Source organism: Roseomonas sp. CAU 1739 (genome assembly GCF_039839775.1).
In the GTDB taxonomy this organism is placed as follows: domain Bacteria; phylum Pseudomonadota; class Alphaproteobacteria; order Acetobacterales; family Acetobacteraceae; genus Neoroseomonas.
Window position 1 is genome coordinate 282,339 of record NZ_JBDOQQ010000001.1, and the last position, 25,353, is coordinate 307,691.

21 protein-coding genes and 1 pseudogene are annotated in these 25,353 nt (G+C 69.8%); 9 read left to right on the top strand and 13 right to left on the bottom strand.

The annotated features are described in order from the left end of the window. Positions 1-142: 142 nt before the first annotated feature. Positions 143-1,867: a long-chain fatty acid--CoA ligase gene (locus AAFN86_RS01320; RefSeq protein ID WP_347541397.1), complete on the bottom strand. Its 1,725-nt coding sequence runs from the start codon at positions 1,865-1,867 to the stop codon at positions 143-145. 57 nt (positions 1,868-1,924) lie between these two features. Between AAFN86_RS01320 and AAFN86_RS01325 the strand changes: the two genes are divergently transcribed. The 6 genes from AAFN86_RS01325 to AAFN86_RS01350 all read left to right on the top strand — a co-directional run bounded on the left by AAFN86_RS01325 (position 1,925) and on the right by AAFN86_RS01350 (position 9,207). Beyond that, a complete protein-coding gene (locus AAFN86_RS01325; RefSeq protein ID WP_408906575.1) occupies positions 1,925-3,790 on the top strand; it encodes a M3 family oligoendopeptidase in 1,866 nt (621 codons plus the stop codon). Then, the gene (locus tag AAFN86_RS01330) at positions 3,783-5,156 is read left to right on the top strand and encodes an AarF/ABC1/UbiB kinase family protein (protein ID WP_347541398.1); all 1,374 of its coding nucleotides are present in this window, start codon (positions 3,783-3,785) and stop codon (positions 5,154-5,156) included. The genes AAFN86_RS01325 and AAFN86_RS01330 overlap by 8 nt, the downstream gene beginning before the upstream one ends. A 137-nt stretch (positions 5,157-5,293) precedes the next feature. After that, on the top strand, positions 5,294-6,445 hold the full coding sequence (locus tag AAFN86_RS01335; protein ID WP_347541399.1) for an NAD(P) transhydrogenase subunit alpha: 1,152 nt from the start codon (positions 5,294-5,296) through the stop codon (positions 6,443-6,445). Positions 6,446-6,458: 13 nt separating this feature from the next. Next, positions 6,459-6,854 carry a proton-translocating transhydrogenase family protein gene (locus tag AAFN86_RS01340; protein ID WP_347541400.1) on the top strand — a complete coding sequence of 132 codons (396 nt, stop codon included), beginning with the start codon at positions 6,459-6,461 and terminating at the stop codon, positions 6,852-6,854. 4 nt (positions 6,855-6,858) lie between these two features. Beyond that, positions 6,859-8,265, top strand: coding sequence for an NAD(P)(+) transhydrogenase (Re/Si-specific) subunit beta (locus AAFN86_RS01345; RefSeq protein ID WP_347541401.1), 1,407 nt, complete (start codon positions 6,859-6,861; stop codon positions 8,263-8,265). A gap of 147 nt (positions 8,266-8,412) precedes the next feature. Further along, a complete protein-coding gene (locus AAFN86_RS01350; RefSeq protein ID WP_347541402.1) occupies positions 8,413-9,207 on the top strand; it encodes a sulfite exporter TauE/SafE family protein in 795 nt (264 codons plus the stop codon). Between the two features lie 374 nt (positions 9,208-9,581). Here the strand turns inward: AAFN86_RS01350 and AAFN86_RS01355 are convergent. Continuing rightward, a pseudogene (locus tag AAFN86_RS01355) lies at positions 9,582-10,901 on the bottom strand (ABC transporter substrate-binding protein); the annotation flags it as partial. A gap of 128 nt (positions 10,902-11,029) precedes the next feature. On the opposite strand from AAFN86_RS01355, the gene AAFN86_RS01360 reads away from it, so the two are divergent. Continuing rightward, complete coding sequence (locus tag AAFN86_RS01360; protein ID WP_347541404.1) at positions 11,030-12,628, top strand: ABC transporter substrate-binding protein; 1,599 nt, start codon at positions 11,030-11,032, stop codon at positions 12,626-12,628. Positions 12,629-12,829: 201 nt separating this feature from the next. Here the strand turns inward: AAFN86_RS01360 and chrA are convergent, their stop codons facing one another. The 10 genes from chrA to AAFN86_RS01410 all read right to left on the bottom strand — a co-directional run bounded on the left by chrA (position 12,830) and on the right by AAFN86_RS01410 (position 20,783). Then, a complete protein-coding gene (chrA, locus tag AAFN86_RS01365) occupies positions 12,830-14,155 on the bottom strand; it encodes a chromate efflux transporter (RefSeq protein ID WP_347541405.1) in 1,326 nt (441 codons plus the stop codon). Beyond that, the gene (locus AAFN86_RS01370) at positions 14,152-14,970 is read right to left on the bottom strand and encodes a sulfurtransferase/chromate resistance protein (RefSeq protein ID WP_347541406.1); all 819 of its coding nucleotides are present in this window, start codon (positions 14,968-14,970) and stop codon (positions 14,152-14,154) included. The genes chrA and AAFN86_RS01370 overlap by 4 nt, the downstream gene beginning before the upstream one ends. A gap of 129 nt (positions 14,971-15,099) precedes the next feature. Then, positions 15,100-16,827 (bottom strand): FAD-binding protein, encoded by a 1,728-nt coding sequence (locus AAFN86_RS01375; protein ID WP_347541407.1) that lies wholly within the window; start codon positions 16,825-16,827, stop codon positions 15,100-15,102. Then, positions 16,824-16,988, bottom strand: coding sequence for a hypothetical protein (locus AAFN86_RS01380; RefSeq protein ID WP_347541408.1), 165 nt, complete (start codon positions 16,986-16,988; stop codon positions 16,824-16,826). The genes AAFN86_RS01375 and AAFN86_RS01380 overlap by 4 nt, the downstream gene beginning before the upstream one ends. Beyond that, positions 16,985-17,593 carry a fumarate hydratase C-terminal domain-containing protein gene (locus tag AAFN86_RS01385; protein ID WP_347541409.1) on the bottom strand — a complete coding sequence of 203 codons (609 nt, stop codon included), beginning with the start codon at positions 17,591-17,593 and terminating at the stop codon, positions 16,985-16,987. The genes AAFN86_RS01380 and AAFN86_RS01385 overlap by 4 nt, the downstream gene beginning before the upstream one ends. A gap of 4 nt (positions 17,594-17,597) precedes the next feature. Continuing rightward, positions 17,598-18,506 carry a fumarate hydratase gene (locus AAFN86_RS01390; RefSeq protein ID WP_347541410.1) on the bottom strand — a complete coding sequence of 303 codons (909 nt, stop codon included), beginning with the start codon at positions 18,504-18,506 and terminating at the stop codon, positions 17,598-17,600. A 14-nt stretch (positions 18,507-18,520) separates the two neighbouring features. Further along, positions 18,521-19,252 (bottom strand): sulfite exporter TauE/SafE family protein, encoded by a 732-nt coding sequence (locus AAFN86_RS01395; RefSeq protein ID WP_347541411.1) that lies wholly within the window; start codon positions 19,250-19,252, stop codon positions 18,521-18,523. Continuing rightward, entirely contained in the window at positions 19,242-19,583 is a 342-nt protein-coding gene (gene sdhC, locus AAFN86_RS01400) for a succinate dehydrogenase, cytochrome b556 subunit (RefSeq protein ID WP_347541412.1), read from the bottom strand. The genes AAFN86_RS01395 and sdhC overlap by 11 nt, the downstream gene beginning before the upstream one ends. After that, positions 19,583-19,939, bottom strand: coding sequence for a succinate dehydrogenase (locus AAFN86_RS01405; protein ID WP_347541413.1), 357 nt, complete (start codon positions 19,937-19,939; stop codon positions 19,583-19,585). Before AAFN86_RS01405 ends, sdhC begins: the two co-directional genes overlap by 1 nt. Before the next feature lie 106 nt (positions 19,940-20,045). Beyond that, a complete protein-coding gene (locus AAFN86_RS01410; RefSeq protein ID WP_347541414.1) occupies positions 20,046-20,783 on the bottom strand; it encodes a 2Fe-2S iron-sulfur cluster-binding protein in 738 nt (245 codons plus the stop codon). Between the two features lie 264 nt (positions 20,784-21,047). Between AAFN86_RS01410 and AAFN86_RS01415 the strand changes: the two genes are divergently transcribed. Both AAFN86_RS01415 and AAFN86_RS01420 read left to right on the top strand, forming a co-directional pair. Then, positions 21,048-22,679 (top strand): thiamine pyrophosphate-binding protein, encoded by a 1,632-nt coding sequence (locus AAFN86_RS01415; RefSeq protein ID WP_347541415.1) that lies wholly within the window; start codon positions 21,048-21,050, stop codon positions 22,677-22,679. Between the two features lie 317 nt (positions 22,680-22,996). Further along, a complete protein-coding gene (locus AAFN86_RS01420) occupies positions 22,997-23,710 on the top strand; it encodes a transglycosylase SLT domain-containing protein (RefSeq protein ID WP_347541416.1) in 714 nt (237 codons plus the stop codon). 127 nt (positions 23,711-23,837) lie between these two features. Here AAFN86_RS01420 and AAFN86_RS01425 read toward each other — a convergent pair whose 3' ends face one another. Next, on the bottom strand, positions 23,838-25,190 hold the full coding sequence (locus AAFN86_RS01425; RefSeq protein ID WP_347541417.1) for an adenylosuccinate lyase family protein: 1,353 nt from the start codon (positions 25,188-25,190) through the stop codon (positions 23,838-23,840). Positions 25,191-25,353: the final 163 nt, after the last annotated feature.

The window sequence follows — 25,353 nt, forward strand, 5'->3', positions numbered from 1 at the left end:
GGGGCTTTGCCCTCCAAACCACCCCACCAAAGGCCTTAAGCCTTTGGTGGGGAGAGCCCGAGAGGGGCAAGGCCCCTCTCGGTCCCGCCGCGCAGGCCCTCATCCCCGTGCCGAGGCGCATATCAGCGGGGCCGTTGCGCCGTCAGACGTACATCCCTTCCACTTCCGCCGACCGCGCTTCGATCGCCGCGCGGCGCTTCACCTTCATCGTCGGCGTCAGCAGTCCGTTCTCGATGGTGAAGGCTTCGGTGGCGGCGAAGTGGCGGACGCGTTCGATGGTGGGCAGTTTCGCGTTCACGCGGCGGACCGCGTCGGCGAGCTTTGCTTCCATGCCGTCGGTGGGGACGATGAGCGCGACCAGGGCGGGCTTGCCTTCGCCGGCGACCAGCGCCTGGTGCACTTCCGGTTCCGCCATCAGCAGGCTTTCGATCTTGGCGGGGCTGACCATGTCGCCGCCCAGCGTCTTGATGAAGTCGCGCTTCCGGTCGGTGATGCGCAGGCGGCCATCCTCGATGACGCCGACATCGCCGGTGTGCAGCCAGGGCTGGTCCTCGCCGGGCAGGGTGAGCAGCGCGGCGGCGGTGGCGTCGGGCTTGTTCCAGTAACCGGTCATCACGAGGTCGCCGCGCACCAGCACCTCGCCATCCTCGGCGATGCGGCATTCGACGCCGCGGAGCGGTGGGCCGACGGTGTGGCGCCGGTTCGCCCAGGGCAGGTTGACGCTGATGACCGGCCCGGCCTCGGTCTGGCCGTAGCCCTGGATCACCGGCAGGCCGAGCGCGATGAAGAAGCCCGACAGGTCGGGGTCGAGCCGCGCGCCACCGGACACCATCGCCTTCAACCGCCCACCGAAGCGCGCGCGCATCTTCTCCCGCACCAGGTGGTCGAGCACGCGGTCCTGCACGCGGTCCAGCAGGCCGAGCCGCGGCCCATCCATGCGGCGCAGGCCGAGGGCGAGCGCGCGGTCGAACAGCCCGCGCTTGAACGGTGTCTCCTTCTCCAGCCCGGCGAGGATGCGACCGCGCAGCACCTCGAACAGCCGGGGCACGGCGGTTAGCACGGCGGGCTTGATCTCGGCGAGTTCGTGGGAGAGCCGGTCGGCGCCGCGTGAATAGACCACTTCGAGCCCGGCGGAGGGCAGCAGGAAGCCGCCCACCGTGTGCTCATAGGAATGTGACAGCGGCAGGAAGGACAGGTAGGGCTGGTTCTCGATGCCCAGGCGCTTGACCAGCGGCACCACCCCGGCGCGGTTCGCCAGCAGGGCGCGGTGCGGCAGCATCACCCCCTTGGGCAGCCCGCCGGTGCCCGAGGTGTAGATCAGGCAGGCCAGGCTGTCGGTGGGGGCGGCCGCGGTCTCGGCGGCGAGCATCGCGACGTCGCCCGTCGTGTTGATCGCTTCGTCCCAATGGTGGCCGGCGAGGCCGGCGGCGCTGGGCGGGTCCTCGGCGCAGATCAGCAGGTCCAGGCCATCGGCGAGTGCCGCGCCTTCCAGCACCTTCTCGGCCAGCTTGCGGGTCGAGACGATGGCCACCCGCGCGCCGGAATCGCGCAGGATATGCGCGTGGTCGCCGGGCAGGTTGGTCGTGTAGGTCGGCACCGTGACCGCGCCGATCGCCATGATGGCGGTGTCGGCGATGGGGAATTCCGGGCGATTCTCGCTGACCAGCAGCACGCGGTCGCCGGGGGCGATGCCGCGGGCGCGCAGGAAGGCGGCGACCGAGGCGACGCGCAGCGCGAAATCCCCCCAGGACAGGCTGCGCCAGGCGCCGGCCTGCCAGTGGCGGAACAGCGGCCGGTCGGCCCATTCGGCGGCGCGCGACAGCATCATCACCGGCAGCGTCGGCCAGTCTTCGGGCGTAGGGGGCATGCGGCCTCGGTTTCCTCCCGGTTCGGAACTCCCGCTCACGATGTAGGGCGCGCGGCGATGCTTGGCCATCACTCCGATTGGCCTATATGGACCTTCGTGACCCTTCGCACCTTCCCCGCCCCCGCCCGTTCCCCCCTCGATGCCGCTGCCGGCGAAGCCGCGCTGCCGGTCTGGGACCTCTCCGACCTCTATGCCGGGCCGGATGACCCGAAGCTGGCGGCCGATCTCGATCGCGCCGAGGCCGATGCCCGCGCCTTCGAGGCTCGGCTGGCCGGCAAGCTGCCGGGGTTGTCCGGCGATGCGCTGGCCCAGGCGATCGGCCAGTATGAGGAGCTGTGGGAACGGCTCGGCCGCATCACCTCCTTCGCCGGGCTGCTGTTCAGCGGCGATGCGCAGAATCCGGAGAATGGCCGCTTCTACGGCACCACGCAGGAGAGGGTGACGACGATCTCATCGCACCTGCTGTTCTTCACGCTGGAGATCAACCGGATCGAGGATGCGGCGCTGGAGAGCAAGGTCGGCGGGTCGGCGGCGCTGGCCCATTGGCGGCCCTGGCTGCGCGACCTGCGGGTGTTCCGCCCGCACCAGCTGTCCGACGAGATCGAGAAGCTGCTGCATGAGAAGGAAGTCGCCGGCGCTTCCGCCTGGAACCGCCTGTTCGACGAGACCATCGCCAACATGAAGGTGAAGGTCGGCGAGGAGGAGGTGACGGTTTCCGCTGCGCTGAACGGGCTGTCGGATCGCGACCGGGCGAAGCGGGAGGCGTCGGCCAAGGGGGTTTCAGCCGCCTTTGGCGAGCGTTCGCGGCTGTTCACGCTGATCACCAATACCCTGGCGAAGGACAAGGAGATCGAGGACAAGTGGCGCCACTATCCGCGCCCCGGCTCCTATCGCAACCGGTCGAACATGGTCGAGGACGAGGTGGTGGACGCGCTGGTGTCCGCCGTCCGGCAGTCCTTCCCCCGCCTGTCGCATCGCTACTACGCGATGAAGGCGAAGTGGCTCGGGCTGGAGAAGCTGCAGCATTGGGACCGCAATGCGCCGCTGCCGGATGAGGATGACCGGCTGGTGCCGTGGCCCGAGGCGGTGGAGCGCGTGCTGAAATCCTACGCGGCCTTCAGCCCGGAATTGTCGCAGGTTGGGCGCCGCTTCTTCGACAAGCCGTGGATCGATGCGGCGCTGCGGCCGGGCAAGGCGTCGGGCGCCTTCGCGCATCCGACGGTGCCTTCGGCGCACCCCTATCTGCTGCTGAACTATCACGGCAAGGCGCGCGACGTGATGACGCTGGCCCACGAACTGGGGCATGGCGTGCATCAGATCCTGGCGGGCGCGCAGGGCTACCTGCTGTCCTCCACGCCGCTGACGCTGGCCGAGACGGCCTCCGTGTTCGGGGAGATGCTGACCTTCCGCGCCGTGCTCGATGCCGAGACCGACCCGAAGCGCCGCCGCGCGATGCTGGCCGGCAAGGTCGAGGACATGCTGAACACGGTGGTCCGCCAGATCGCCTTCTACCGCTTCGAGACGCTGCTGCATGACGAGCGCCGGAAGGGGGAGATCTCCTCCGACCGCATCGCCGAGCTGTGGATGCAGGTGCAGGTGGAGAGCCTGGGGCCGGCCTTCGAGTTCACGCCGGATTACGGCGTCTATTGGGCCTATATCCCGCACTTCATCCACTCACCCTTCTACGTCTATGCCTATGCCTTCGGGGATTGCCTGGTGAATGCGCTGTACGGCGTGTATCGCGAGGGCAATGTGAAAGATTTCCAGGGCAAGTACCTGGACATGCTGCGCGCCGGCGGGACCAAGCGGCACAAGGAGTTGCTCGCGCCCTTCGGGCTGAACGCCGCTGATCCGGCCTTCTGGATGAAGGGGCTGGATGTGATCTCGGGCTTTATCGACGAGCTTGAGAAGACGGATGGCTGAGCGCGAGGGCAGCACGCTGTTCGGGGAGGCGCGGCGGATGCTGCGCACCTCCGGGGCGGTTGGCGGGATCGCGGCGCGCTACGCCGGGCAACGCTTCCTCGGCATGAAGGCCGACAAGGCGGCGCATGCGGAGGATCTGAAGGCCATCCTCGGCGGGCTGAAGGGCCCGATGATGAAGGTGGCACAGTTCCTGTCCACCGTGCCGGACGCGCTGCCGGCCGAATACGCCAAGGAACTGGCGACGCTGCAGGCCAATGCGCCGCCGATGGGCTGGCCCTTCGTGCGCCGGCGGATGGCCAATGAACTCGGCCCGGACTGGGAGACGAAATTCGCCAGTTTCGAGCGCGAGGCGGCGGCGGCGGCCTCGCTCGGCCAGGTGCACCGCGCCGTGCTGCATGACGGCACCCGCGTTGCCTGCAAGCTGCAGTATCCGGACATGGCATCGGTGGTGGAGGCCGACCTTCGCCAGTTGAAGATCGCCATGGCGCTGTACCGGCGGATGGATTCGACGCTGGAGAACGAGGACGCCTTCAGCGAGTTGCAGGACCGGCTGCGCGAGGAACTGGACTATCTGCGCGAGGCGGCGCAGCAGCGGCTGTACGGGCTGATGCTGAAGGACCAGCCTGGCGTGCGCGTGCCGACCCCGGTCGAGGACCGCTGCACCCGCCGGCTGCTGACCATGAGCTGGCTCGACGGCCGCGCCATCCAGGCGCGCATCGACGAGGACCCGCCGGCCGAGGAGCGCAATGCCTACGCCCGCGCGCTGTTCCACGCCTGGTACGTGCCGCTGTACGGCTATGGCGTGATCCATGGCGACCCGCATCTGGGCAACTACCAGGTGCGGTCCGACCTGGCGGAGAATGACGGCTTCGGGATCAACCTGCTCGATTTCGGGGTGGTGCGGGTGTTCCCGCCATCCTTCATCGGCGGCGTGATCATGCTGTACGAGGCGATCCGCGACGATGATTTCGACAAGGCGGCCGAGGCGTATCGCATCTGGGGCTTCAAGAACCTCAGCCGCGAGACGATGGAAGTGCTGAACATGTGGGCGCGCTTCCTGTACGAGCCGCTACTCGACGACCGGGTGCGGCCGATCCAGCCCAATGACGACCCGACGACCGGCCGCAGGATCGCCGAGGAGGTCCATGCCGGCCTCAAGCGCACCGGGGGCGTGCGAGTGCCGCGCGAATTTCCGCTGATGGACCGGGCGGCGATTGGGTTGGGATCGGTGTTCGTCCGGCTCGATGCCCGGCAGAACTGGCACAACCTGTTCCATGAGCTGATCGAGGGGTTCGACGAGGCGAAGCTGGCGGAACGCCAGGCGGCGGCGCTGGCGGAGGCGCGGGTGCCGGTGGCGGCCGCCTGACGCGGCGCTGCACCAGACCGGCCGCCCGCCGGCGCCGAGGCGGCCGGCCGCGGCGTTTCATCGCCACATGCTGGACACCCCGCCGCGCCGCCTGTTAGGTGCGGTGCGACATATCTCGGCGCAGGGAGACCTCCCGCATGAAGCTTGCGGTTCTGACGGAACGGCGGAACGGGGAAACCCGCGTCGCGGCGACGCCCGAGACGGTGAAGAAATACATCGGCATGGGGCTTGAGGTCGCGGTCGAGGCCGGCGCCGGCCTCGCCTCGGGCTTCACCGACGCGGCCTATGCCGAGGCGGGGGCGATCCTGGCCCCCAATGCCGCAGCGGCGCTGGCCGGGGCGAACATCATCCTCAAGGTCCGCGCGCCGCTCGGCACCGGGGAAGGCGCGGTGGACGAATTGTCGCTGATCCCGCGCGGGGCGCTGCTGATCGGCACGCTCGGCGCCGATGCGGCGGCCGCCGGGACCTATGCGGGGCTCGGCCTGGATGCCTGTTCCATGGAACTCGCCCCGCGCATCACCCGCGCGCAGTCGATGGACGTGCTGTCGTCGCAGGCCAATCTCGCCGGCTACCGCGCGGTGATCGAAGGGGCGGGCGCCTATGACAAGGGCTTCCCGATGATGATGACGGCGGCCGGCACGGTGCCCGCCGCCAATGCCTTCATCATGGGCGCGGGGGTCGCGGGCCTCCAGGCGATCGCGACCGCAAGGCGGCTCGGCGGGCGGGTGTCCGCCACTGATGTGCGGCCGGCGGCGAAGGAGGAGATCAAGTCGCTCGGCGCGTCCTTCGTCGGCTATGAGGATGAGGAGAGCAAGGCCGCGCAGACCGCCGGCGGCTACGCCAAGCAGCTTTCCGCGGAGTTCTACGCCAAGCAGGCCGAAGTCGTGGCCGCGCATATCGCCAAGCAGGATGTCGTGGTTTGCACCGCGCTGGTGCAGGGCCGCAAGGCGCCCACCCTGGTGACGGCGGCGATGGTCGCGGCGATGAAGCCGGGCAGCGTGATCGTGGACATCGCATCGGATGCCGGCGGCAATTGCGCGCTGACCAAGCCGGGCGAGCTGTTCGTGACCGAGAACGGCGTGAAGATCCTTGGCTACACCAACTGGGCGGGGCGGCTGCCGGCGGCGGCCTCGGCGCTGTATGCGCGCAACCTGCTGACCTTCCTGTCGACCTTCTGGGACAAGGACGCCAAGGCGCCGAAGCTGCCGGAGGATGATGACATCGTGAAGGGCGTCACACTCACCCGCGGGGGCGCAGTGGTGCACCCGTCGATGAAGCCGGCGGCATAAGGGGGCAGGGATCATGAACGCGACGGAACTCGCCAACCAGGCGCAGGCGGCCGCGCAGCGCGCGCTGGAACTGGCCGCCCAGGCCCGCGCCGCGGCGGAGATGGCCGCGCCGGTCGCCGCGGCGGCCGAGCCATTCCTCTATCTGCTGACGATCTTCCTGCTCGCCTGCTTCGTCGGCTACCACGTGGTGTGGAACGTCACGCCGGCGCTGCATTCGCCGCTGATGGGCGTGACCAACGCGATTTCCTCGGTGATCGTGGTGGGTGCGATCCTCGCGGCCGGCACGGCGGATGGCACGGCGGCGCGGATCTTCGGCTTCATCGCCGTGACGCTCGCCTCGGTGAACATCTTCGGCGGGTTCATGGTGACGCGACGGATGCTCGCGATGTTCAAGAAGAAGGGGAGCTGAGGCGATGGGTGCCACGCTTTCCACACTCTCCTATCTCGTCGCGTCGGTCCTGTTCATCCTCGCGCTGCGGGGCCTGAGCCATCCGGAGACCAGCCGCCAGGGCAATACCTTCGGCATGGTCGGCATGGGCATCGCCATCCTGGCGACGCTGTTCCACCACGGCATGGGCTTCGGCGGGATCGTGCTGATCCTCGCGGGGCTGGCCATCGGCGGCACTGTCGGCACCATCGTCGCGCAGCGCATCCAGATGACGGCGCTGCCGCAGCTGGTCGCGGCCTTCCACTCGCTGGTCGGCATGGCGGCGGTGTTTGTCGCGGCAGCGGCCTTCTACGCGCCGGAATCCTTCGGCATCGGCACGCATGGGCATATCCACGGGCAGTCGCTGGTGGAGATGTCGCTGGGCCTCGCCATCGGTGCCATCACCTTCTCGGGGTCGGTCATCGCCTTCGCCAAGCTGGCGGGGAAGATGTCGGGCGCGCCGATCACCTTCAACGGGCAGCATTGGCTGAACCTCGGCCTCGGCATCCTGCTGCTGGTGCTGATCATCACCTTTGTCGCCACCGGCAATGCGGCGCTGTTCTGGCTGATCGCGCTGCTGTCCTTCGCGCTGGGCTTCCTGCTGATCATCCCGATCGGCGGGGCGGACATGCCGGTCGTGGTGTCCATGCTGAACAGCTATTCCGGCTGGGCGGCGGCGGGCATCGGCTTCACCATCGGCAACCTGCTGCTGGTCATCACCGGCGCGCTGGTCGGTGCGTCGGGTGCGATCCTGTCCTACATCATGTGCAAAGGCATGAATCGCAGCATCATCAACGTGCTGCTGGGCGGGTTCGGGTCTGAATCCGGTTCGGCCGCCGCGGGTGGCGGCGATGCCGACCGTCCGCCGGTCAAGGCGGGGTCGCCGGAAGATGCGGCCTACATGATGAAGAATGCGCAGAAGATCATCGTCGTGCCGGGATACGGCATGGCGGTGGCACAGGCGCAGCAGGTGCTGCGGGAGATGGGCGACCTGCTCAAGAAGGAAGGCGTGGAGATCAAATACGCCATCCACCCCGTCGCGGGCCGCATGCCCGGCCACATGAACGTGCTGCTGGCCGAAGCCAACGTGCCGTATGACGAGGTCTTCGAGCTGGAGGAGATCAACCCGGAATTCGCCGATGCCGATGTCGCTTTCGTGATCGGGGCGAATGACGTGACCAATCCGGCGGCGAAGACGGACAAGTCGTCGGCGATCTACGGCATGCCGATCCTGGATGTGGAACGCGCCAAGTCGGTGTTCTTCATCAAGCGCGGCATGGCATCGGGCTATGCCGGCGTCGAGAACGAGCTGTTCTTCCGGCCGAACACGATGATGCTGTTCGGCGATGCGAAGAAGGTGACGCAGGAGATCGTGCAGGCGTTGCAGCGGTAGTCGCTGCCGCCTCGCGTAACCGGAACGGGCCGGGGAGGGCGACCTCCCCGGCCTTTCCGCGTCGATGGCCACGCGCCCGCCATTTGCTGCAATGCTTGCACCGCCACTGCCGCGCGGGATACTGAATCGCCGGGAAGAAACGTCGCCATGTCCGCGGCGATCCCTCCGCGGGCCATCCCTGTTGCGGGGGCGCGCGTGACCGAGGACATCCTGTTCTATGCCGCCGTCGGGTTCCTCGCCCAGTTCGTGGATGGGGCGATCGGCATGGCCTATGGGCTGACGGCCAGTTCGGTGATGCTGTCGCAGGGGGTGCATCCGGCGATGGCCTCGGCCGGAGTTCATGCGGCGGAGGTCGTGACGACCGCGCTGTCCGGTGCGGCGCATTGGCGGCTGGGCCATGTGCTGCCGCGCCTGGTGCTGCGCCTTGCCGTGCCGGGCATCGTGGGTGGCGTGGCCGGTGCGCTGGTCGCCAGCGAATTGCCGATGCATCTGCTGAAGCCGGCGGTCAGCGTCTACCTCGTCATCATGGGGCTGGTGGTGCTGTATCGCGCCGTGCGGGGCCGCGAGCCTGATCCGGCGCTGGCCAGCCGGGATGCGGCGCCGATCGGCTTTGGCGGCGGTTTCCTCGATGCCGTCGGCGGTGGCGGGTGGGGTCCGCTGGTAACGACGACGCTGATCGGGCGAGGGCTCGATCCGAAGATGGCGATCGGGTCGTCCAATGCCGCGGAGTTCTTCGTCACTGCCGCGGTCGCGGCGGCCTTCACGATCAGCATCGGCATCGGCGTCTGGCCGATCGTCATCGGCCTGGTGATTGGTGGTGCGGTCGCCGCGCCCTTGGCGGCATTGGCAACCCGCCACATGCCCACCCGCCCCCTGATGGCCGTGGTCGGCGTGGTGATCGTGCTGCTGTCCGGCTCCAGCCTGCTCCGGGCTTTCGCCTGATGGGCCGGCCTGTCGTGCCGGGCCTGCCACGTTGACAGGCAGAAAAAGGGTGGGGGTCCGGGGGAGGTTCTCCTCCCCCGGCCTTTCGGCTACGGCGCCGCCCGTGCCGCCATCGCCCGCGTGCTCTCATCCATCCGCGCCTCGTAGTTCAGTCCCCGCCGTGTCGCCCAGGTGTTGATCAGGTGGAACAGCGGGATGACCGCCTGGTCGTCCATCGCGACCTTGATCACCTCCTGCAGCACGCGTTCGCGTTCCCCGTCATCCAGTATGGCGGTTGCGCGGTCCACCAGGGCGTCCATCGTCGGATTCGAATACCGCCCGGCATTGGATGCGCCGCGCCGCTGTTCGCGGTTGTAGGTGCCGATGATGTTGATGGCGGCGTAGGAGGCTTCGCCGGTCGAGGACCCCCAGCCGGCGAGGCGCATGGCGAAGTCCTGGCGCGCCGCGCGGGCCGAAAAGGACGACCAGGGCAGCGCCTGGACCTCGGTGCGGATGCCGATGCGCGTCCACATCTGCGCGACCGCCTGTGCCGTGCGGGCGTCGTTCGGGTAGCGGTCGTTCGGGGTGGTGAGCGTCACGCGGAAGCCCTGCGAGAAGCCGGCCTCGGCGAGCAGACGGCGGGCGCCGTCGGGGTCGAAGGCCGGCGGCGGCACGGCGGGGTTGTAGGAGTAGACGCCGGGCGGCAGCCATTGGCCGGAGGGTGCGGCGGTGCCTTCCATGACGCGGTCGGTCAGCGCCTGGCGGTTGATCGCCTCCGACAGCGCGCGGCGCACGCGGACATCGCGGAAGGGGTTGGTGGCGATGGGCTGGCCGGCATTGTCGGTGACGCCGGGCAGGTTGCCGTCGCGCGAGAAGTCCGCCTGGAGGTAAATCATCCGCAGTCCCTGGATCTGGTGTAGGGCGACGCGGGTTTCGCGCTTCAGGCGTTCGATGTCGGTGGACGGCACCTGGTCGATCAGGTCCACATCGCCGGCCAGCAGCGCCGCGGTGCGCCCGGAATCATTGGCGATGACGCGCCAGATGGCGCGCGCCCAGGGCTCGCGCGGGCCGTAATAGGCGTCGTTGCGCTCGAACTCGACGCGTTCGCCGGGCATGTGGGCCCGCAGGCGATACGGGCCTGTGCCCACGGCCGCGCGGCCATTGTTGTAGTCCTCGGTCGTCGCACCCTGGCCGACATGGCGGGAGACGATGAAGATGTAGGACAGATCGACCGGCAGCAGCGGGTGCGGCGCGCGGGTGTGGATGCGCAGGGTCAGCGGGTCCACCACCTCCACGCGTTGCACCATGCGCAGAAAGCCGCCGAAGCCGCCGGGGCTGTTCGGCACGTTGGGCGCGCGTTCGAAGGTGAAGACCACGTCGTCGGCGGTGAAGTCGCGGCCGTCATGCCATTTCACGCCGGGGCGCAGCTTGAACTCCCAGACGGTGTCGGAGATGGCGCGCCAGGATTCCGCGAGGCCCGGCTGCGGGCGCACCTGCGCGTCGCGTTCGACCAGACGGGAGAAGATGTGCGCGGCGACCGAGCTGTTGGGCGCGGCGTTGAAGAAATGCGGGTCGAGCGAGGTGGAGGGCGCGCCCGCGCCCATGGTGAGCGTCTGCGCCGCGGCCGGCAGGGCCGCCATGGTCGCGAGGAGGAGGGTGAGGCTGGTGCGGCGCATGCGCGCTCTCCTTGTCCGGCAGGAGGAGCAGCATGCCATGCGGCGGGTGGGCGGCAAGCGCCGCGCGGACCGTCGTGCTGCGCGGAGCGGCCCGGCGTTGAATTCCGCGGCGGGCGGTCCATCATCGCCGGGCGCCGGCCGCCGGCGCGACGAGGGAGATGCCCACCATGACGATCCGCACCGCGTGTGCCCTGCTACTGGCCGTCGCGGCCTTCTGCGCCGCACCGGCCATGGCCCAAACGGTGCCGCCGGAACGCATCCTGCGCATGGTCCCCAATGCGGACCTGCAGACGCTCGACCCGATCAACACCACGGCGGGCGTGGTCTCCAGCCACGCGCACATGATCTACGATCAGTTGTTCGGGCGCGACGCGGACCAGCGCCCGCAGCCGCAGATGGTCAGCACCTGGTCGGTGTCGGACGACGCGCTGACCTGGCGCTTCACCCTGCGCGACGGGTTGGCCTTCCATGACGGTGCGTCGGTGACAGCGATGGATGTGGTGGCATCCCTGCGCCGCTGGGGCGCGCGGGATCCGCATGGCCGCCAGGTCATGGCGATCACTGAGGCGCTGGAACCCGATGCCGACGGCAAGACCATCACCTGGCGGCTGCGCCGGCCCTATGGGCTGATGCTGGATGCGCTGTCGAAGCCTGCCGGCAACATGCCTGCGATCATGCCGGCGCGCATCGCCGCGACCGATCCGTTCACCGCCATCACTGAGACGATCGGGTCCGGTCCTTTTATCTTCGTACGCGAGGAATGGGTTGCCGGGTCGCGCGTGGTGTATCGGCGCAACCCGAACTACGTGCCGCGGTCCGAACCGGCGTCGGGGACGGCCGGCGGCAAGGTCGCGCATGTCGATCGCGTCGAATGGCTGAACATCGCCAATGCGCAGACTGCGGTGCTGGCGCTGATCCAGGGCGAGATCGACTACATCGAAAGCCCTGGCGTGGATTTCCTGCCGATGCTCGCCCGGCGCGGGATGCGGATCGTCCGCACCAACACGCTCGGCGCGCCGGGCATGATCCGGATGAACCATATCCACCCGCCCTTCAACGATGTGCGGGCGCGGCAGGCGCTGATGCAACTGGTAAACCAGGAGGAGATCCTCCAGGCGATGTTCCCCGACCCGGCGCTGTACCAGGTCTGCCACGCCTTCTTCGTCTGCGGTTCCCCGCAGGAGACGAATGCCGGCGTGCCGGAGGGCCTGGGTTCGCCGGCCGCGCGCGAACGCGCCCGCACGCTGCTGCGTGAGTCCGGATATGACGGCACGCCCATCGTCATCATGGATCCGACCGACAATCCCTTCGTCCATGCGGCGACGCTGGTGTTGGCGCAGCAGATGCAATCCGTGGGCTTCCGCACGGATGTGCAGGCGACCGATTTTGCCTCCATGGCGCAGCGCCGCGCCAATCGTCGCCCGCCGGCGGAAGGCGGTTGGCATATCGGGCTGACCTTCTGGAACGGGCTTGGCGCATCCGATCCGGTCGGCAACGTGCCGATGCAGGCGAGCTGCGAGCGCGCCTGGCCGGGCTGGCCCTGCGATGCGGAGCACCAGGCGCTGATCGACGCCTTCCCCTATGCGGCGAATGATGCGGAGCGGCGGCGGATCCTCGATGCGCTGCAGGTCAGCGCGTATCGCATCGTGCCCTATGTGCCGCACGGGCAGTGGTACCTGCCATCCGCGGTCAGCCCGCGCGTGTCGGATGTGCTGGCGATGCCTGGGATCATCATCGCGTGGAACATCCGCAAGGCGGCGCGGTGAACGCGCGCTGAAGGTGGAGGGGCTTTGCCCCTCCAAGCCACCCCACCAAAGGCCGGTGGGCCTTTGGAAACCGTCACCTGGCGCCCGGCGCATCGACCGTAGGCACCAGTAGCGAACTGCCTGGCACGGAACCAAATCCCCGCGGTCCACGGGCCCGTCGGCCCCTGGCGGGGAGGTTTGGAGGGGCAGCGCCCCTCCAAGTCACCCAACCAGCAGCGACAGCGCCAGCCCCGCCGCCGCACACACCGCGAGTACCTTCGCCAGCCCGAGCTTCAGCCCGAACAGCAGCACCGCCGCCAGCACAGCGAGCCCCAGTGCCAACGGCTGCACCGTGGCCAGCACCGGCAGGTCGATCGTCGCCGGCCCGATCGACAGGTGGTGCACCTCGGCGAAGATAACGCGCAGGCCGAACCACAAGGCGAGGTTCGCGATGACGCCGACCACCGCCGCCGTCACGCCCGCCAGCGCGCCCTTCAGCCGTGGCTGTTCATGCATCCGCTCGACGAAGGGCGCGCCGAGGAAGATGAAGGCGAAGCAGGGCGCGAAGGTGACCCACAGCGTCAGCACGCTGCCGCCGACGCCACCCAGGATGCCACTGTCGCGATATCCGGCGAGGAAGCCGACGAATTGCAGCACCAGGATCAGCGGGCCGGGCGTGGTTTCGGCGAGGCCGAGCCCGGCCAGCATCTCGGGTGCGGTCAGCCAGCGGTAATTCGTCACCGCTTCCTGCGCCACATAGGCGAGCACCGCATAGGCGCCGCCGAAGGTGACGACGGCCATCTTGGAGAAGAACCAGGCGATGTCGCCCCAGACCGGCGTGCCGACCAGCAGCACGACGGGCCAGAGCCACATTGCAAGCGTCAGCAGCCCCGCCCGGCGCGCCGCCGGGGCCATGCGGGCGATGCGGTCGGGGTCGGCCGCCAGCGCGGCATCCAGCAAGGCCGGCGGCCCCTGCTTCGCCTTGCCGTGGCCCCCGGCGGCGAAGGCGTTCGGCACGGCATAGCCGATCGCCAGCGCGGCCAGCACGACGATGGGGAAGGGCACGGCGAAGGCGGCGAGTGCGACGAAGGCCACCCCCGCCAGCGCCCAGGCCGGGGCGCCGTGCAGGGCGCGCCTGGCGACACGCAGCAGGGCTTCGACCACCAGCACCAGCACGGCGCATTTCAGGCCGAAGAACAGCGCGGCGACGATGGGGACCTCGCCCAGCGTCGCGTAGATCATCGACAGAGCGAGCATGACCACCGCGCCGGGCAGCACGAACAGCACGCCCGCCGCGATGCCGCCCTTCACCCCATGCATCAGCCAGCCGAGATAGGTGGCGAGCTGCGTCGCCTCCGGCCCCGGCAGCAGCATGCAGAAGTTGAGCGCATGCAGGAACCGCGCGTCGGAGACCCAGTGGCGATCATCCACCACTTCGCGGTGCATCACCGCGATCTGCGCGGCCGGCCCGCCGAAGGACAGCAGGCCGACGCGCAGCCAGACGCGCAGCGCCTCGGCGAAGGTGGGGAAATGCGGCTGCGGCTTCATGCGGGCTTCCCGGGGGTTGGCCAGTTATGGGTTTCGTCGGCCGCATCGCGCGCCCAGCGGTAGAAGGCATCGTACAACGCCATGCCCGCTTCCAACTGCACCAGGTCATCCCGGTGCATGCGCGACAGGCCGAGCGAGGCGGCGAGCAGCCCCGCCGCTTCCGGTGCCAGGTCCGGCCGCCCCGTGTCGGCGCCGCGCACGATCAGCGCGAGCCGGTCGAGTGCCGGCGTATGCAGGGCGAATTCGTCGAGCATGACGTCGAAGGTGCAGAGATCGCCGCGATGCGACCAGAACACCCCTTCGATGTCGAAGGGCGTCGCGCCGAAGCGATCGGCCACCGCGGCGACTTCGGCCGGTGCGACGAACAGGAAGACGGCCGATGGGTCGATGAAGCGGCGGATCAGCCAGGGGCAGGCGATGCGGTCCACCTTGGGCCGAGCCCGCGTGACCCACAGGGTGCGGCCCGCCGCATCGCGTGGCGGCACATGGGTGGGGGATACGAGTGGCAAGCCGGCGTCGCGCCAGGCCTCGAAGCCGCCCTCGACGGATTCGGCGTTCGCACCGACGTGGCGCAGCCAGGCCGCCGCGCCCTGGCTGAGCTTGAGGCCCCTTTGGCAGATCACGGCGACGTCGCGCCCGGCGAAGCCCTCCGCCCAGGTGGCGATATCGGCGTGGCTGCGCCGGATGGTGCCGGAGACGAAGCGCGGGTCTGCCGCCGCATCCTCCGCGGTGCGGACGTCGATGAGCACGGGCGCATCGGGCAGGCCGATGCGACGGGCAAGCTGTTGCACGGTGACGATAGTGGGAGCCGGCATGATGGCGTCCTCTCCAAGCGGGAGTTCGGGACGCGATGCTTCGGCCGGAGCCTCACGGGGTGATCGCGGACATCCCCTTGGCGCAGAGGGTGGGGAGCGCGCCGCCCGGTGTCAAGCGCGGCGCGGTCATCATTCCGCGGCGGCGGGCAGCAGGCTTTCGCCGGGCTTCAGACGCGTGAAGGCGACCGGCTGCCAGTCGAGCGCGATGCGCGCGCCATCCAGCGCCACACGGGTGGCGGCGAGGCCGGCGGCATCGTCGGCGGTGTGGGGGAAGTCCTCGCGCCAATGGGCACCGCGGGATTCCTCGCGCGCCTGCGCGGCGGCGACGATGGCGCGGCTGACCAGGAATTGCGACTTGAGGTTCAGCCAGTCATGCCAGGTGAGGTTGAAGGCACGGTCGCTTCCGTCCACGCCGGCGGCGTCGGTTTCGGCTTCCAGCGCATCGAGGCCGGCGGCGGCTTCGGCGAGGCCCGCGGCGTCGCGCAGGATGCCGGCCTTGTCCCACATGAGGTCGAGCAGCGCGTCGCGGATCGGGGAGAGGTTGCGCGCCGGCTTCGCGAAGGGCGCGTGGATGAAGGCGGTGGCTTCGTCGAGCGCGGCGGCGTCCGGTTCGGCGAAGGCGCCATGGTTCGGCACCCATTCGCCCATGCTGTCGCCGGCGATGCCGCCGAAGACGGTGGAATTCGCCACGCCATTGCCGCCGAGGCGGTTCGCGCCATGCACGCCGCCGGTGTCCTCCCCGGCGGCGAACAGGCCGGGCAGGTCGGTCGATCCATCGGCACGGAACACCAGCCCGCCCATCATGTAGTGCGCGGTGGGCACCACGGGCACGCGGCCGCCGGCGAGGTCGAAGCCGTTATCGGCGCAGCGTTCGACCATGCCCTTGAACTCGCGGGCCACGCGCTCGGGGCCGAGATGCGCCATCTCGATCCACAGCCCGCCGGCGTCGTTGACGTTGCCGGCGAGGATCTCGCGCTGCATGGACCGGCTGACGATGTCGCGCGTCGCGCGCTCGTTGCGCGGATCGTATTTGTGCATGAAGCGCTGGCCGTCGCCGCCGAGCAGGTAGCCGCCGGCACCGCGCAGCCCTTCCTCGATGATCGTGCCGGTCATGCGCGTGCCGGGGCCGGCGAGCACGCCGGTCGGGTGGAACTGCACCATTTCCATGTCGCGCAATGCGAGGCCCGCACGCAGCGCCATCGCCATGCCGTCGCAGGCCTTGTCGCCCGATGGTGTGTGGTATTTGTACATGGTCGGCCCGCCGCCGGTGCCCAGCAGCACGGCTTTCGCCTGCACGAAGACCAGCGCGCCCGTGCGCATGTCGATCAGCAGCACGCCAGAGATGCTCGACCCGTCCTTCGCGCGGATCAACGCGACGGCGCGGTGTTCCTCCATGCGGTTGATGCCGCGCGCCCAGACCTGTTCGGCCAGGCGGTTGACGATCTCGATGCCCGTCAGGTCGCCCTTGTGCACGGTGCGGTCGAAGGTCTGCCCGGCGAAGGCCTTCTGGTGGATGGTGCCGTCCGGGTTGCGGTCGAAGAAGCAGCCCCAGCGGTTTTCCAGTTCCCGGATGCGCCGTTGCGCGCCGACCACTAGCGTCCAGGCGAGGTCCTGGTCGTTGAGCCATTTCCCGCCATCGAGCGTGTCCATGAAATGACGCTCGGCGGAATCCCCCGCAGCGATGGCGACGTTGTAGCCGCCCTGGACCATGCGGGTGCAGCCGCATTTGCCGAGCAGGCCCTTCACCGCGATGGTCACGTCGAGGTCCGGTGCGGCATCCTTCGCATGGAGCGCGGCGAGCAGCCCCGCACCTCCGGCACCGAGGATCAGCACATCCGTGCGACGCCGTTCGATCACCGGGGCCCCCTTGGGCTGGACGGCACGCCGCAGCCGCAATCCGCCGGCACGGCATAGGCGATGCCGCCCCCGCCGATGCCGAGTGTCAGGATCGCGGCCCACTGCCCGAGCGGCGGCGGCATGACCTGGATCAGCAGGTAGAGGGGCAGTGCGACCATCATGCCGCGCCCAGCTTTTCCAGCACCGCCTGGCGACGCCGCGCGGCTTCCGCATTCACCGTGGCGAACAGGCTGCCGCCGTGGGAATCCATCGCCACCAGCAGCGGTCCGAACCCCTTGATGCGGAACTTGTAGAGCGCTTCCGGGTTGAGGTCGTCGAGATCGACATCCTCCACCGCCTCGATCCAGGTCGTCTCCAGCGCTGCCGCGCCGCCGACCACGGCGAGGTAGGCGCCGCCGAGGTCGCGGAAGGCCTCCAGCGAGCCATCGCGCAGCCCGCCCTTGCCGATGATGATGCGCACGCCCTCGCGTTCCATCAGCGGGCGGGTGAAGCGTTCCATGCGGTCGGAGGTGGTGGTGCCGACGCACACCGCCTCATAGCCCGAATGGTTGGTGCCGGACCGGTCCACCTTGCGCAGGTTCGGCGCGGTATGGATCACCGCATGGCCTTGCAGGTCGAACTTCGTGCGGCGGCCGTGGTCGAACATGTGGATCTGCGTCGCGTCGCGGATGCCGTAGAGGGTTTCCTCCAGCGTCACGGTGTCGCCGGCGCGCAGGGTGCGGACCTGCGCCTCGGTGATCGGCATGGGCAGGACGTGGTGGGTCATGGCGTCAGAACCCGATCGCGATGCCGGCGGGGGTGAAGGTCGCGCTGGCGCGCCGCGCCGAATGGCACTGGATGTTCACCGCGACGGGATTCATCGTGATGTGCGTCGCCGCGGTTTCCACATGCACGGCGAAGGCGGTGGAATCGCCGCCCAGCCCCTGCGGGCCGATGCCGAGCGTGTTCACCGCTTCCGACAACGCCTCCTCCAGCTTCGCTCCTTCCGCATCGGCGCAGCGCGAACCGAGCGGGCGCGTCGCGGCGATCTTCGCCAGGTGCATGCACAGATCGGACGTGCCGCCGACGCCCACGCCCACGATGGTGGGCGGGCAGACCTTGCCGCCGGCCTGGATCACGCGGTCCACCACGAAGCGCTTCACCGCGGCGACGCCATCGGCGGGGATCAGCATCTGCAGGAATGACCCGTTCTCGGAACCCGAGCCCTTCGGGATCATCTCGATCCGCAATTCGCGCTCCACATCGGTGAAGTCGATGTTGATGACCGGCACGCGTTCGCCGCAGGAGGTATGCTCGTTCTTCCGCGTGATTGGGTGCACGACGGAGGACCGCAGCGGGTGTTCGCGCGTGGCCCGCGCCGTGCCCTTCGCGATCGCGTCCTTCAGCGCCCAGCCATCGACCTGCACGTTGCGGCCGATCAGCACGTTGAAGATCGGGATGCCGGTGTCCTGGCAGAGCAGGTTGTCCATCCGTTCCGCCACGCCGATATTCTCGATCATGGTGGCGAGGATGGTCTTGGCCGTCGCATCCGTCTCGGACCCGTCCAGCCGGGCGAAGCCGGCCTTGATGTCGTCGGGCAGGATCTTGCAGGCGCGGATGTAGAGAAGCTTCGCAGCTTCCTCGATCGCCTCGGGCTCAATGCGCAGGGGTTCGACCCCCGGCTTCGTCATCAGCGTCATGGCGCCTTCCTCCCTTAAACGAGCAGCGAAACCCCCGAGACCAGCAGCAGCACGAGCAGGATAATACGAAACGCCTGCGCCGGCAGCCTGACATAGGCACGCAGGCCAAGCAGCGTGCCCACCACCAGCGCCGGCACCGCGGCCGCGGTCAGCACCAGCGCCTCGGTGGTGAAGAACCCGCCCACGGCCAGGCCCACCGAGGTGATCGCCTGCATGAAGACGATGAAGGGCTGCAGGAAGGCGCGCGCGCGGTCCTTCGGCCAGCCCTGGATATCCGCCCACATCGCCGGCAGCGCGCCGACGAAGCCGCCGATGCCGCCCAATATGCCGCTGGCGAAACCCACCGCGGCATCGGCGGCGCGGCCGCCGGCGACCTCGGGCGGGGCCATGCGCAGCGCGATGCGCGCCAGCATGTATCCCGAATAGACCACCAGCAGCAGCCCGACCCCCGCGACGATCACGGGCGCCGGCCCCTTGGCAAGCACCAGCAGCCCGACCGGCAGGCCGAGCAGCGCGACACCGAGGAAGAAGCGCAGCCTCGGCCATTCGATGTGCTTCCACAACGGCGGCAGCGCCATGGACTGCGCCATCAGGCTGCCCAGCACCAGCACCGGCGCGGTGACGGAAGGCGGGACGACATGCAGCAGGATGCCGGCGGCCACCAGCACGAAGGCGAAGCCCGCCATGCCGGCACAGAAGGCGGCGACGAAACACGCCCCGGCGACGACACTCGCTTCAAACCACATTGAGCAGGAACACCAACCCGACCAGCAGAGCGATCCCGGCGGAGGCCGCCACCATGTCCTTCTGCCGCGCGCGCCAGCCGAGGAATTCCAGCGCCAGCACGCGCAACCCGCCCGCCAGATGCGCGGCGAGCAGCACCACCAGGATGGTCTCGGCCGCCTTGGCGAGCGGGTTCTCCGTCCAGCGCAGGAAGCCGTCGAGCCGCGCGGCGCCTTGGATCGCGGTGCCCAGCGCCCAGAAATGCAGAGGCAGGAACAGCGCCAGCAGCAGCCCCGAGACCCGGTGCACGACGAAGGCGAGGTAGGTCGGATGCGAACGCGGGCGCAGGTCCATCAGGCGTAGAGCCCGACCGCCGCACGAATGCCGAAGCCCGCCGTGACGATGCCGATCGCGACCCAGGCGAGATCGGCCCCGCGCCCGCGCAGGCCGATCGTCTCGGCGGCGATGTTGCGCAGCCCGATCGCGCCATGCAGCCCAGCGGCGATCGCGAAGACGACATAGAAGGCCAGCCAGGGCGCATTGCCCTGGGTGCGCGACAGGATCTCGGCGGCCGTCAGCCCGCCGCGCACGGCGGTGACGATCATCACCAGGTGCACGACCACGGCAAAGGCGAGCAGCATGGCCGTCACGCGCTGCACGACCCACAGATGGGTCTGCGCGCGGGCGCTGGCCTGGCGCGGCCGGTTCACGCCCGCGGCTCCGCCCAGCGGCGATCGGGCGCGTCTTGTGTCGGGCGCGGCCGATTCACGCCTTCGGTGCTCGGCTGCGCCTGCGCCCTGTGGCGATCGGGCGCGCTCATCGCCGCCCCAGCAGCGTGTCCCAGAACAGCACTCGCTTCAGCCCCGCGATGGCGGCCGACGGGTCGAGGTTCTTCGGGCAGCGTTCGGTGCAGGATTGCGTCGAATGGCAGGAATGGCAGCCGGCATCGCCCGCCACCGCGTCCATGCGTTCCGCGCGCCCGCCGTCGCGCACATCGTTCACCAGCGTCCAGGCACGGTTCAGCGCAGCGGGGCCAAGGTAGTCGTCATTCCATGCCACCACGTCGCACGACGCATAGCAGACCGCGCAACCGATGCATTCGATGCCGGCATCGGCCTCGCGCCGCTGCTTCGACGCAGGCGGGACGACGGCGAAATCCTCCGGCACCGCGCCGTCGCGCGCCTCCTTCGGCTGGAAGGTGCCGCGCGCGCGCGACCATTTGTCGAAGAAGGGGGCGAGGTCGGCCGCGAGGTCGCGGATCACCGGCAAATTCGCCAAGGGCCGCAATTCCAGCGCGCCCTCGGCATCGACCACCTTGCGCGCATGCGTCCGGCAGGTCCAGCGCGCACGGCCATTCACCGTCATGGCGCAGGACCCGCACATGCCCACGCGGCAGGCGAAGCGATAGGCGAGCGAGGGATCGAGTTCCCGCTGGATGAAGGTGACGACGTCGAGCACGGTCTGGTTCTCGCGCGCCGGCACGTCGAAGCGGGCGAATTGGCCCTGTTCGCCGCCGCGCCACACACTGACCTTCAGGCTGGCCGGTTCGGCCATGCGCGTTCCCCACTGGTTGCGCGAAGACTAGAGCGGTTCCGCCGAGGGTGGAACCGCCCCCCCCGCGTGCGGCCAATGCAATGCCGCGGTGGATCTGCGCGCCATCGCTCCCGCGCATGCGGATAACGCGTCGGCATGAACCGACACGCTGCCCTCGGTCGCATCGGCCCCGCGCGTGCGGGCAATGCGACGCCGGCGGGAAGGGCCGCTGGACAGCCTGTCCGGCCCGTGGCGTCCTGCCGCCAGAACACGAGGAGGACGACCATGGCCGACACGATCCGCGGCGCGGAACTGCTGGTCCGCGCGCTGAAGCAGGCGGGCGTGACCCGCATCTTCAGCCTGTCCGGCAACCACATCATGCCGGTCTATGACGCGCTGTTCGCCTCGGGCATCCAGATCATCCACACCCGGCACGAAGCCGCCGCCGTGCATATGGCCGACGCCTGGGCCCGGCTGACCGGGGAATGCGGCGTCGCACTCGTGACCGGCGGGCAGGGGCACACCAACGCGGTGGCCGGGCTGCCGACGGCGCAGGCGGGCGAGGTGCCGGTGCTGCTGCTGTCGGGCCATGCGCCGTTGAACGAACTGGGCCTCGGCGCCTTCCAGGAACTGGAACAGGCGCGCATGGCCGAGGCGCTGTGCAAGGCGGCCTTCACCGCATCCTCCGCCGAGACCATCGGGCAGGATGTCGCGCAGGCGATCAGCCTGGCGCGGTCGGGCCGGCCGGGGCCGGTGCACCTGTCCTTGCCCACCGATGTGCTGGATGCGCGGATCGAAGCCCCCGCGTTGCCCGGGGCGGCCGAAAGCGCGCCGGTGCCGATGCCGCTGTCGCCCGAGGCGGCTGCGGCGATCGCGGCCGCCATCGGCGCGGCGCAGCGCCCGGTGCTGGTGGTGCCGCCCGCCCTGTGCACGCCGGCGGGGCGGGTCGCGGTGGCGGCGCTGGCCGCGCGCATCGGCCTGCCGGTGGTGCCGATGGAAAGTCCGCGGGGACTGGGCGACCCGTCCCTCGGCGCCTATGCGCAGGCGCTGGCCGAGGCCGACCTGGTGGTGCTGCTGGGCAAGGCGCTCGACTTCACGCTGCGCTTCGGGCGCGCGCCGGCGATCGCCGCGACCGCGCGCTTCGTGGTGGTCGAGCCGGAGGAAGCGGTGCTGGCGCGCGCCGTGGAAAGCCTTGGCGCGCGTATCGCGGTCACCGCCATGGCCGGGGCGGCGGAGGCGGTCGGCGCGCTGACCACGGCCGCGTCGCCGCACCCCAATGCCGCCTGGGCCGACCGGCTGCGCGCGCATATCGCGCACCGTCCTGACGCGTGGGCGGCGCTGGCCGGTGCGCCGGACGGGCCGATCCATCCGGCCACGCTGTGCCAGGCGCTGCGGCCCTTCCTCGATGCCGGACCGGACACGGTGCTGGTGAGCGATGGCGGGGAGATCGGGCAATGGGCGCAGGCGATCCTGTCGGCGCCGGCACGGCTGATCAATGGCGTGGCGGGGGCAATCGGGCCGTCCATTCCCTTCGCGCTGGCGGCACGCTGCGCGCGGCCGGGCGCGAGGATCCTGGCCGTGCTGGGCGACGGCACCTTCGGCTTCCACATGGCCGAGTTCGACACCGCGCATCGCCATGGCCTGCCCTTCGTCGCGGTCGTCGGCAACGACGCGCGGTGGAATGCCGAGCACCAGATTCAGCTGCGCGAATACGGCGCGGCGCGGGCGCATGGCTGCGAGCTGGCGCCGGCCACGCGGTACGACCTGGTGGTGGCGGCGCTGGGTGGCCATGGGGAATTCGTGGAGCGGGCGGAAGATCTGGCGCCAGCCCTGGAACGCGCCTTCGCCTCCGGCAAGCCGGCCTGCGTGAATGTGCTGATCGCCGGGCAGGCGGCGCCATCGGTGCGGATGGGATGAAAGGGGGCGCGCCGGCCGTGGCAAGATGGCCCGGCCGGACGGGCAAGGTGGGAGCTGGGCCGCCTGATGAAAACTACTGAATTCGAAAGTATTGAATATTGCGGTGCCGCTGAAGATGAAAAACAAGTCGGCTAAAATGACTTGCCGGTGACTGTGCCAAAATCCAGCCACATTACGTTCCACAGGGCCTGACTGTCCTTCACGGGTTGGGCGGATTTGATCTTTCTGTCGGATTGTGGTCGATGGCGGCCATGATGACCGCGAATGCATTGCCGGCCACACCTTGCCGGCGACATCGAGCGGCCACCCCACGCCTGTTGGCGCGGGGCGCCCGTCACCTCGGATCCAGGCTTCGCCGGCTCCGCGGATTTGCTCAACGCCGCCGCCGCCTGCTGTCGCCGCTATGGGCCGCGGCGCTGGCCGGCGCGCTGGCCCTGACAGCCTGCGCCCCGGCCGATGCGGGGCAGGAGGTCGCGCTGGCCGCGCCCGCCGTGCTGCGGGACGACCTTTCGCCGCGTGCCGCCTGCCTGGACGCCGCGCGCGAGGCCGAGCGCGAGCACGGCCTGCCCGAGGGCCTGCTGGTCGGCATCGCCCTGAATGAAAGCGGGCTGCACGCCCATGCGCTGAACATCGGCGGCCGTGCCTATTATCCCGAGACGCGCGAGGAAGCGCTGCGCCTGGTCCGCGCCGCCGGTGGGCGAGCGATGGTCGGCTGCATGCAGGTCAATGCGGCGGTGCATGCACGCGGCGGGCAGGAATGGCCGCTCGACCCGTACAAGGCCACGGAATGGGCGGCGAACTACCTGCGCCAGCACTATGAGACCTATGGCGACTGGTCGATGGCGCTGGTGCGCTGGCATGGCGGGTCGGCGGGGATGACGACGCGGCTGGTCTGCCGCGTGCGCAGCAAGATCGACGTGGTCGCACCCGACAGCAGCCTGTTCTCCGAACGCTGCGAGGGCACGCGGGCGCAGATGGCGGCGTTCCGCCGCAATGGCCAGGCGTTGCTGGAACTGGCCGAAGCGCCATAGCCGGTCCTGGCGCGCCGCCCCAGGCGGCGGCCGCGCCCTCGATCAGCGGCGCCAATGATCCGTGGTCCAGGGGACCGTTGGCCCCTGGTGGGGAGAGGTCGTGAGAGGGGCGAAGCCCTTCTCCGCTTCAGCCCCGCGCCAACCGCGCCAGCACCCGGTCCACGAAGCCGCCGGCACTGCCGAGATACGCCGCCGGGTCGGTCATCGCCGCGATGGTGGCGACGTCGAGCCGCGCTGAGACACGCGCATCGCGCATCAGCGCCTCGGTCAGGCCGATGCCCTCGGCGATGGCGAGGTCGCAGGCGTCGTTGACGATGTGGTGGGCTTCGCCGCGCCCGAACACCGGCGCCAGGCCCATCATCACCGCTTCCGACACGATCAGCCCGCCGGTCGCATCGACGTTGCGGCGCATGCGCGCGGCGTCGACGACCAGCCCCTCGGCGATGAAGCGCGCCTGGGACAGCGCGCCGTGGCCGAGCAGGAAGGCCTGCGGCAGGGCGAGCAATTCGGTCTGCCAGGGGCCGGTGCCCCGTTCGAAGTCCTGCGCCATGCCGGCCAGCATCTGCGGCACCAGCGCGTGCACGCCGCGGGCCTGCGACAGCACGTATTCGCAGGCGATCGGGTTGCGCTTCTGCGGCATGGTCGATGAACCGCCGCGGCCGCGCACATGCGGCTCGGACACCTCGGCGAGTTCGGTCTGCATCATCAGCATCACGTCGGTCGCGATCTTCGCCAGCGTGCCGCACAGGATGCCGAGCCAGCAGACCGCCTCGTTCAGCCCGTCGCGGGCGACGTGCCAGGGGATGTCGGCCTCGTTCAGGGAGAGTTCGGCGGCGAGTTCGCGGGTGACGGCAAGGCCCTGATCGCCGAGCGAGGCCAGCGTGCCGGCCGCGCCACCGAAGGACAGGCGCAGCGCCCGTTCGCGCACGCGCGGCAGGCCGTCGAGCGAGGCCATCAGCGGCGCCAGCCAGACCGCGACCTTGTAGCCGAAGGTGACGGGCAGGGCGTGCTGGAGGTGGGTGCGCCCGGCCATGACGGTGTCGCGATGGGTGGCGGCCATTGCTGCGAAGGCCGCGATGATGGCGCGCAGGTCGCTCTCGATCAGCGCCAGGCCGTCGCGCATCTGCAGCACCACGGCGGTGTCCATGATGTCCTGGGTCGTCGCACCCCAATGCGTCCAGCGCCCGGCCTCCGGGCCCGCCAGCGCCGAAAGCTGCTTCACCAGGCCGACCACCGGGTATCCGGTGTTGCGCGTTGCCGCCGCCATGGCGGTGAGGTCGAAACGCGAGGCGTCGGCGGCCGCGGTGATCGCGGGGACGGCCTCGGCGGGGATGATGCCGAGACGCCCTTGGGCGCGGGCAAGGGCCGCCTCGACGTCCAGCATGCGCTGGAGGAAGGCGTGTTCGCCCATCGCGGCGCGCATGGCGTCGGTGCCATACAGCGCGCCGAGCACGGCGCCATCGGCGGGGTTCACGGGCATGGGCGTTTCCTTGCTGGGCGTGGTCGGGCCATGACGCCGGGTCGGGGGCGCGGCGCAAGGGGGTGGGCGGAGAGGGGGGCGCGGAGGAATGGGAGGGGCTTTGCCCCTCCAAGCCACCCCACCAAAGGCCAACGGGCCTTTGGAATGCGGGTTTTTTGGGATC

What these genes read in the sequence shown, in the direction of transcription:
- AAFN86_RS01415 (WP_347541415.1), top strand. Translation starts at nt 21,048, where the DNA reads ATGGCCGACACGATCCGCGGCGCGGAACTGCTGGTCCGCGCGCTGAAG.
- AAFN86_RS01360 (WP_347541404.1), top strand. Translation starts at nt 11,030, where the DNA reads ATGACGATCCGCACCGCGTGTGCCCTGCTACTGGCCGTCGCGGCCTTC.
- AAFN86_RS01380 (WP_347541408.1), bottom strand. Translation starts at nt 16,988, where the DNA reads ATGATGGTCGCACTGCCCCTCTACCTGCTGATCCAGGTCATGCCGCCG.
- AAFN86_RS01390 (WP_347541410.1), bottom strand. Translation starts at nt 18,506, where the DNA reads ATGACGCTGATGACGAAGCCGGGGGTCGAACCCCTGCGCATTGAGCCC.
- AAFN86_RS01330 (WP_347541398.1), top strand. Translation starts at nt 3,783, where the DNA reads ATGGCTGAGCGCGAGGGCAGCACGCTGTTCGGGGAGGCGCGGCGGATG.
- AAFN86_RS01370 (WP_347541406.1), bottom strand. Translation starts at nt 14,970, where the DNA reads ATGCCGGCTCCCACTATCGTCACCGTGCAACAGCTTGCCCGTCGCATC.
- AAFN86_RS01320 (WP_347541397.1), bottom strand. Translation starts at nt 1,867, where the DNA reads ATGCCCCCTACGCCCGAAGACTGGCCGACGCTGCCGGTGATGATGCTG.
- AAFN86_RS01385 (WP_347541409.1), bottom strand. Translation starts at nt 17,593, where the DNA reads ATGACCCACCACGTCCTGCCCATGCCGATCACCGAGGCGCAGGTCCGC.
- AAFN86_RS01410 (WP_347541414.1), bottom strand. Translation starts at nt 20,783, where the DNA reads ATGGCCGAACCGGCCAGCCTGAAGGTCAGTGTGTGGCGCGGCGGCGAA.
- sdhC (WP_347541412.1), bottom strand. Translation starts at nt 19,583, where the DNA reads ATGGACCTGCGCCCGCGTTCGCATCCGACCTACCTCGCCTTCGTCGTG.
- AAFN86_RS01345 (WP_347541401.1), top strand. Translation starts at nt 6,859, where the DNA reads ATGGGTGCCACGCTTTCCACACTCTCCTATCTCGTCGCGTCGGTCCTG.
- AAFN86_RS01395 (WP_347541411.1), bottom strand. Translation starts at nt 19,252, where the DNA reads ATGTGGTTTGAAGCGAGTGTCGTCGCCGGGGCGTGTTTCGTCGCCGCC.
- AAFN86_RS01425 (WP_347541417.1), bottom strand. Translation starts at nt 25,190, where the DNA reads ATGCCCGTGAACCCCGCCGATGGCGCCGTGCTCGGCGCGCTGTATGGC.
- AAFN86_RS01325 (WP_408906575.1), top strand. Translation starts at nt 1,925, where the DNA reads ATGCTTGGCCATCACTCCGATTGGCCTATATGGACCTTCGTGACCCTT.
- AAFN86_RS01340 (WP_347541400.1), top strand. Translation starts at nt 6,459, where the DNA reads ATGAACGCGACGGAACTCGCCAACCAGGCGCAGGCGGCCGCGCAGCGC.
- chrA (WP_347541405.1), bottom strand. Translation starts at nt 14,155, where the DNA reads ATGAAGCCGCAGCCGCATTTCCCCACCTTCGCCGAGGCGCTGCGCGTC.
- AAFN86_RS01335 (WP_347541399.1), top strand. Translation starts at nt 5,294, where the DNA reads ATGAAGCTTGCGGTTCTGACGGAACGGCGGAACGGGGAAACCCGCGTC.
- AAFN86_RS01350 (WP_347541402.1), top strand. Translation starts at nt 8,413, where the DNA reads ATGTCCGCGGCGATCCCTCCGCGGGCCATCCCTGTTGCGGGGGCGCGC.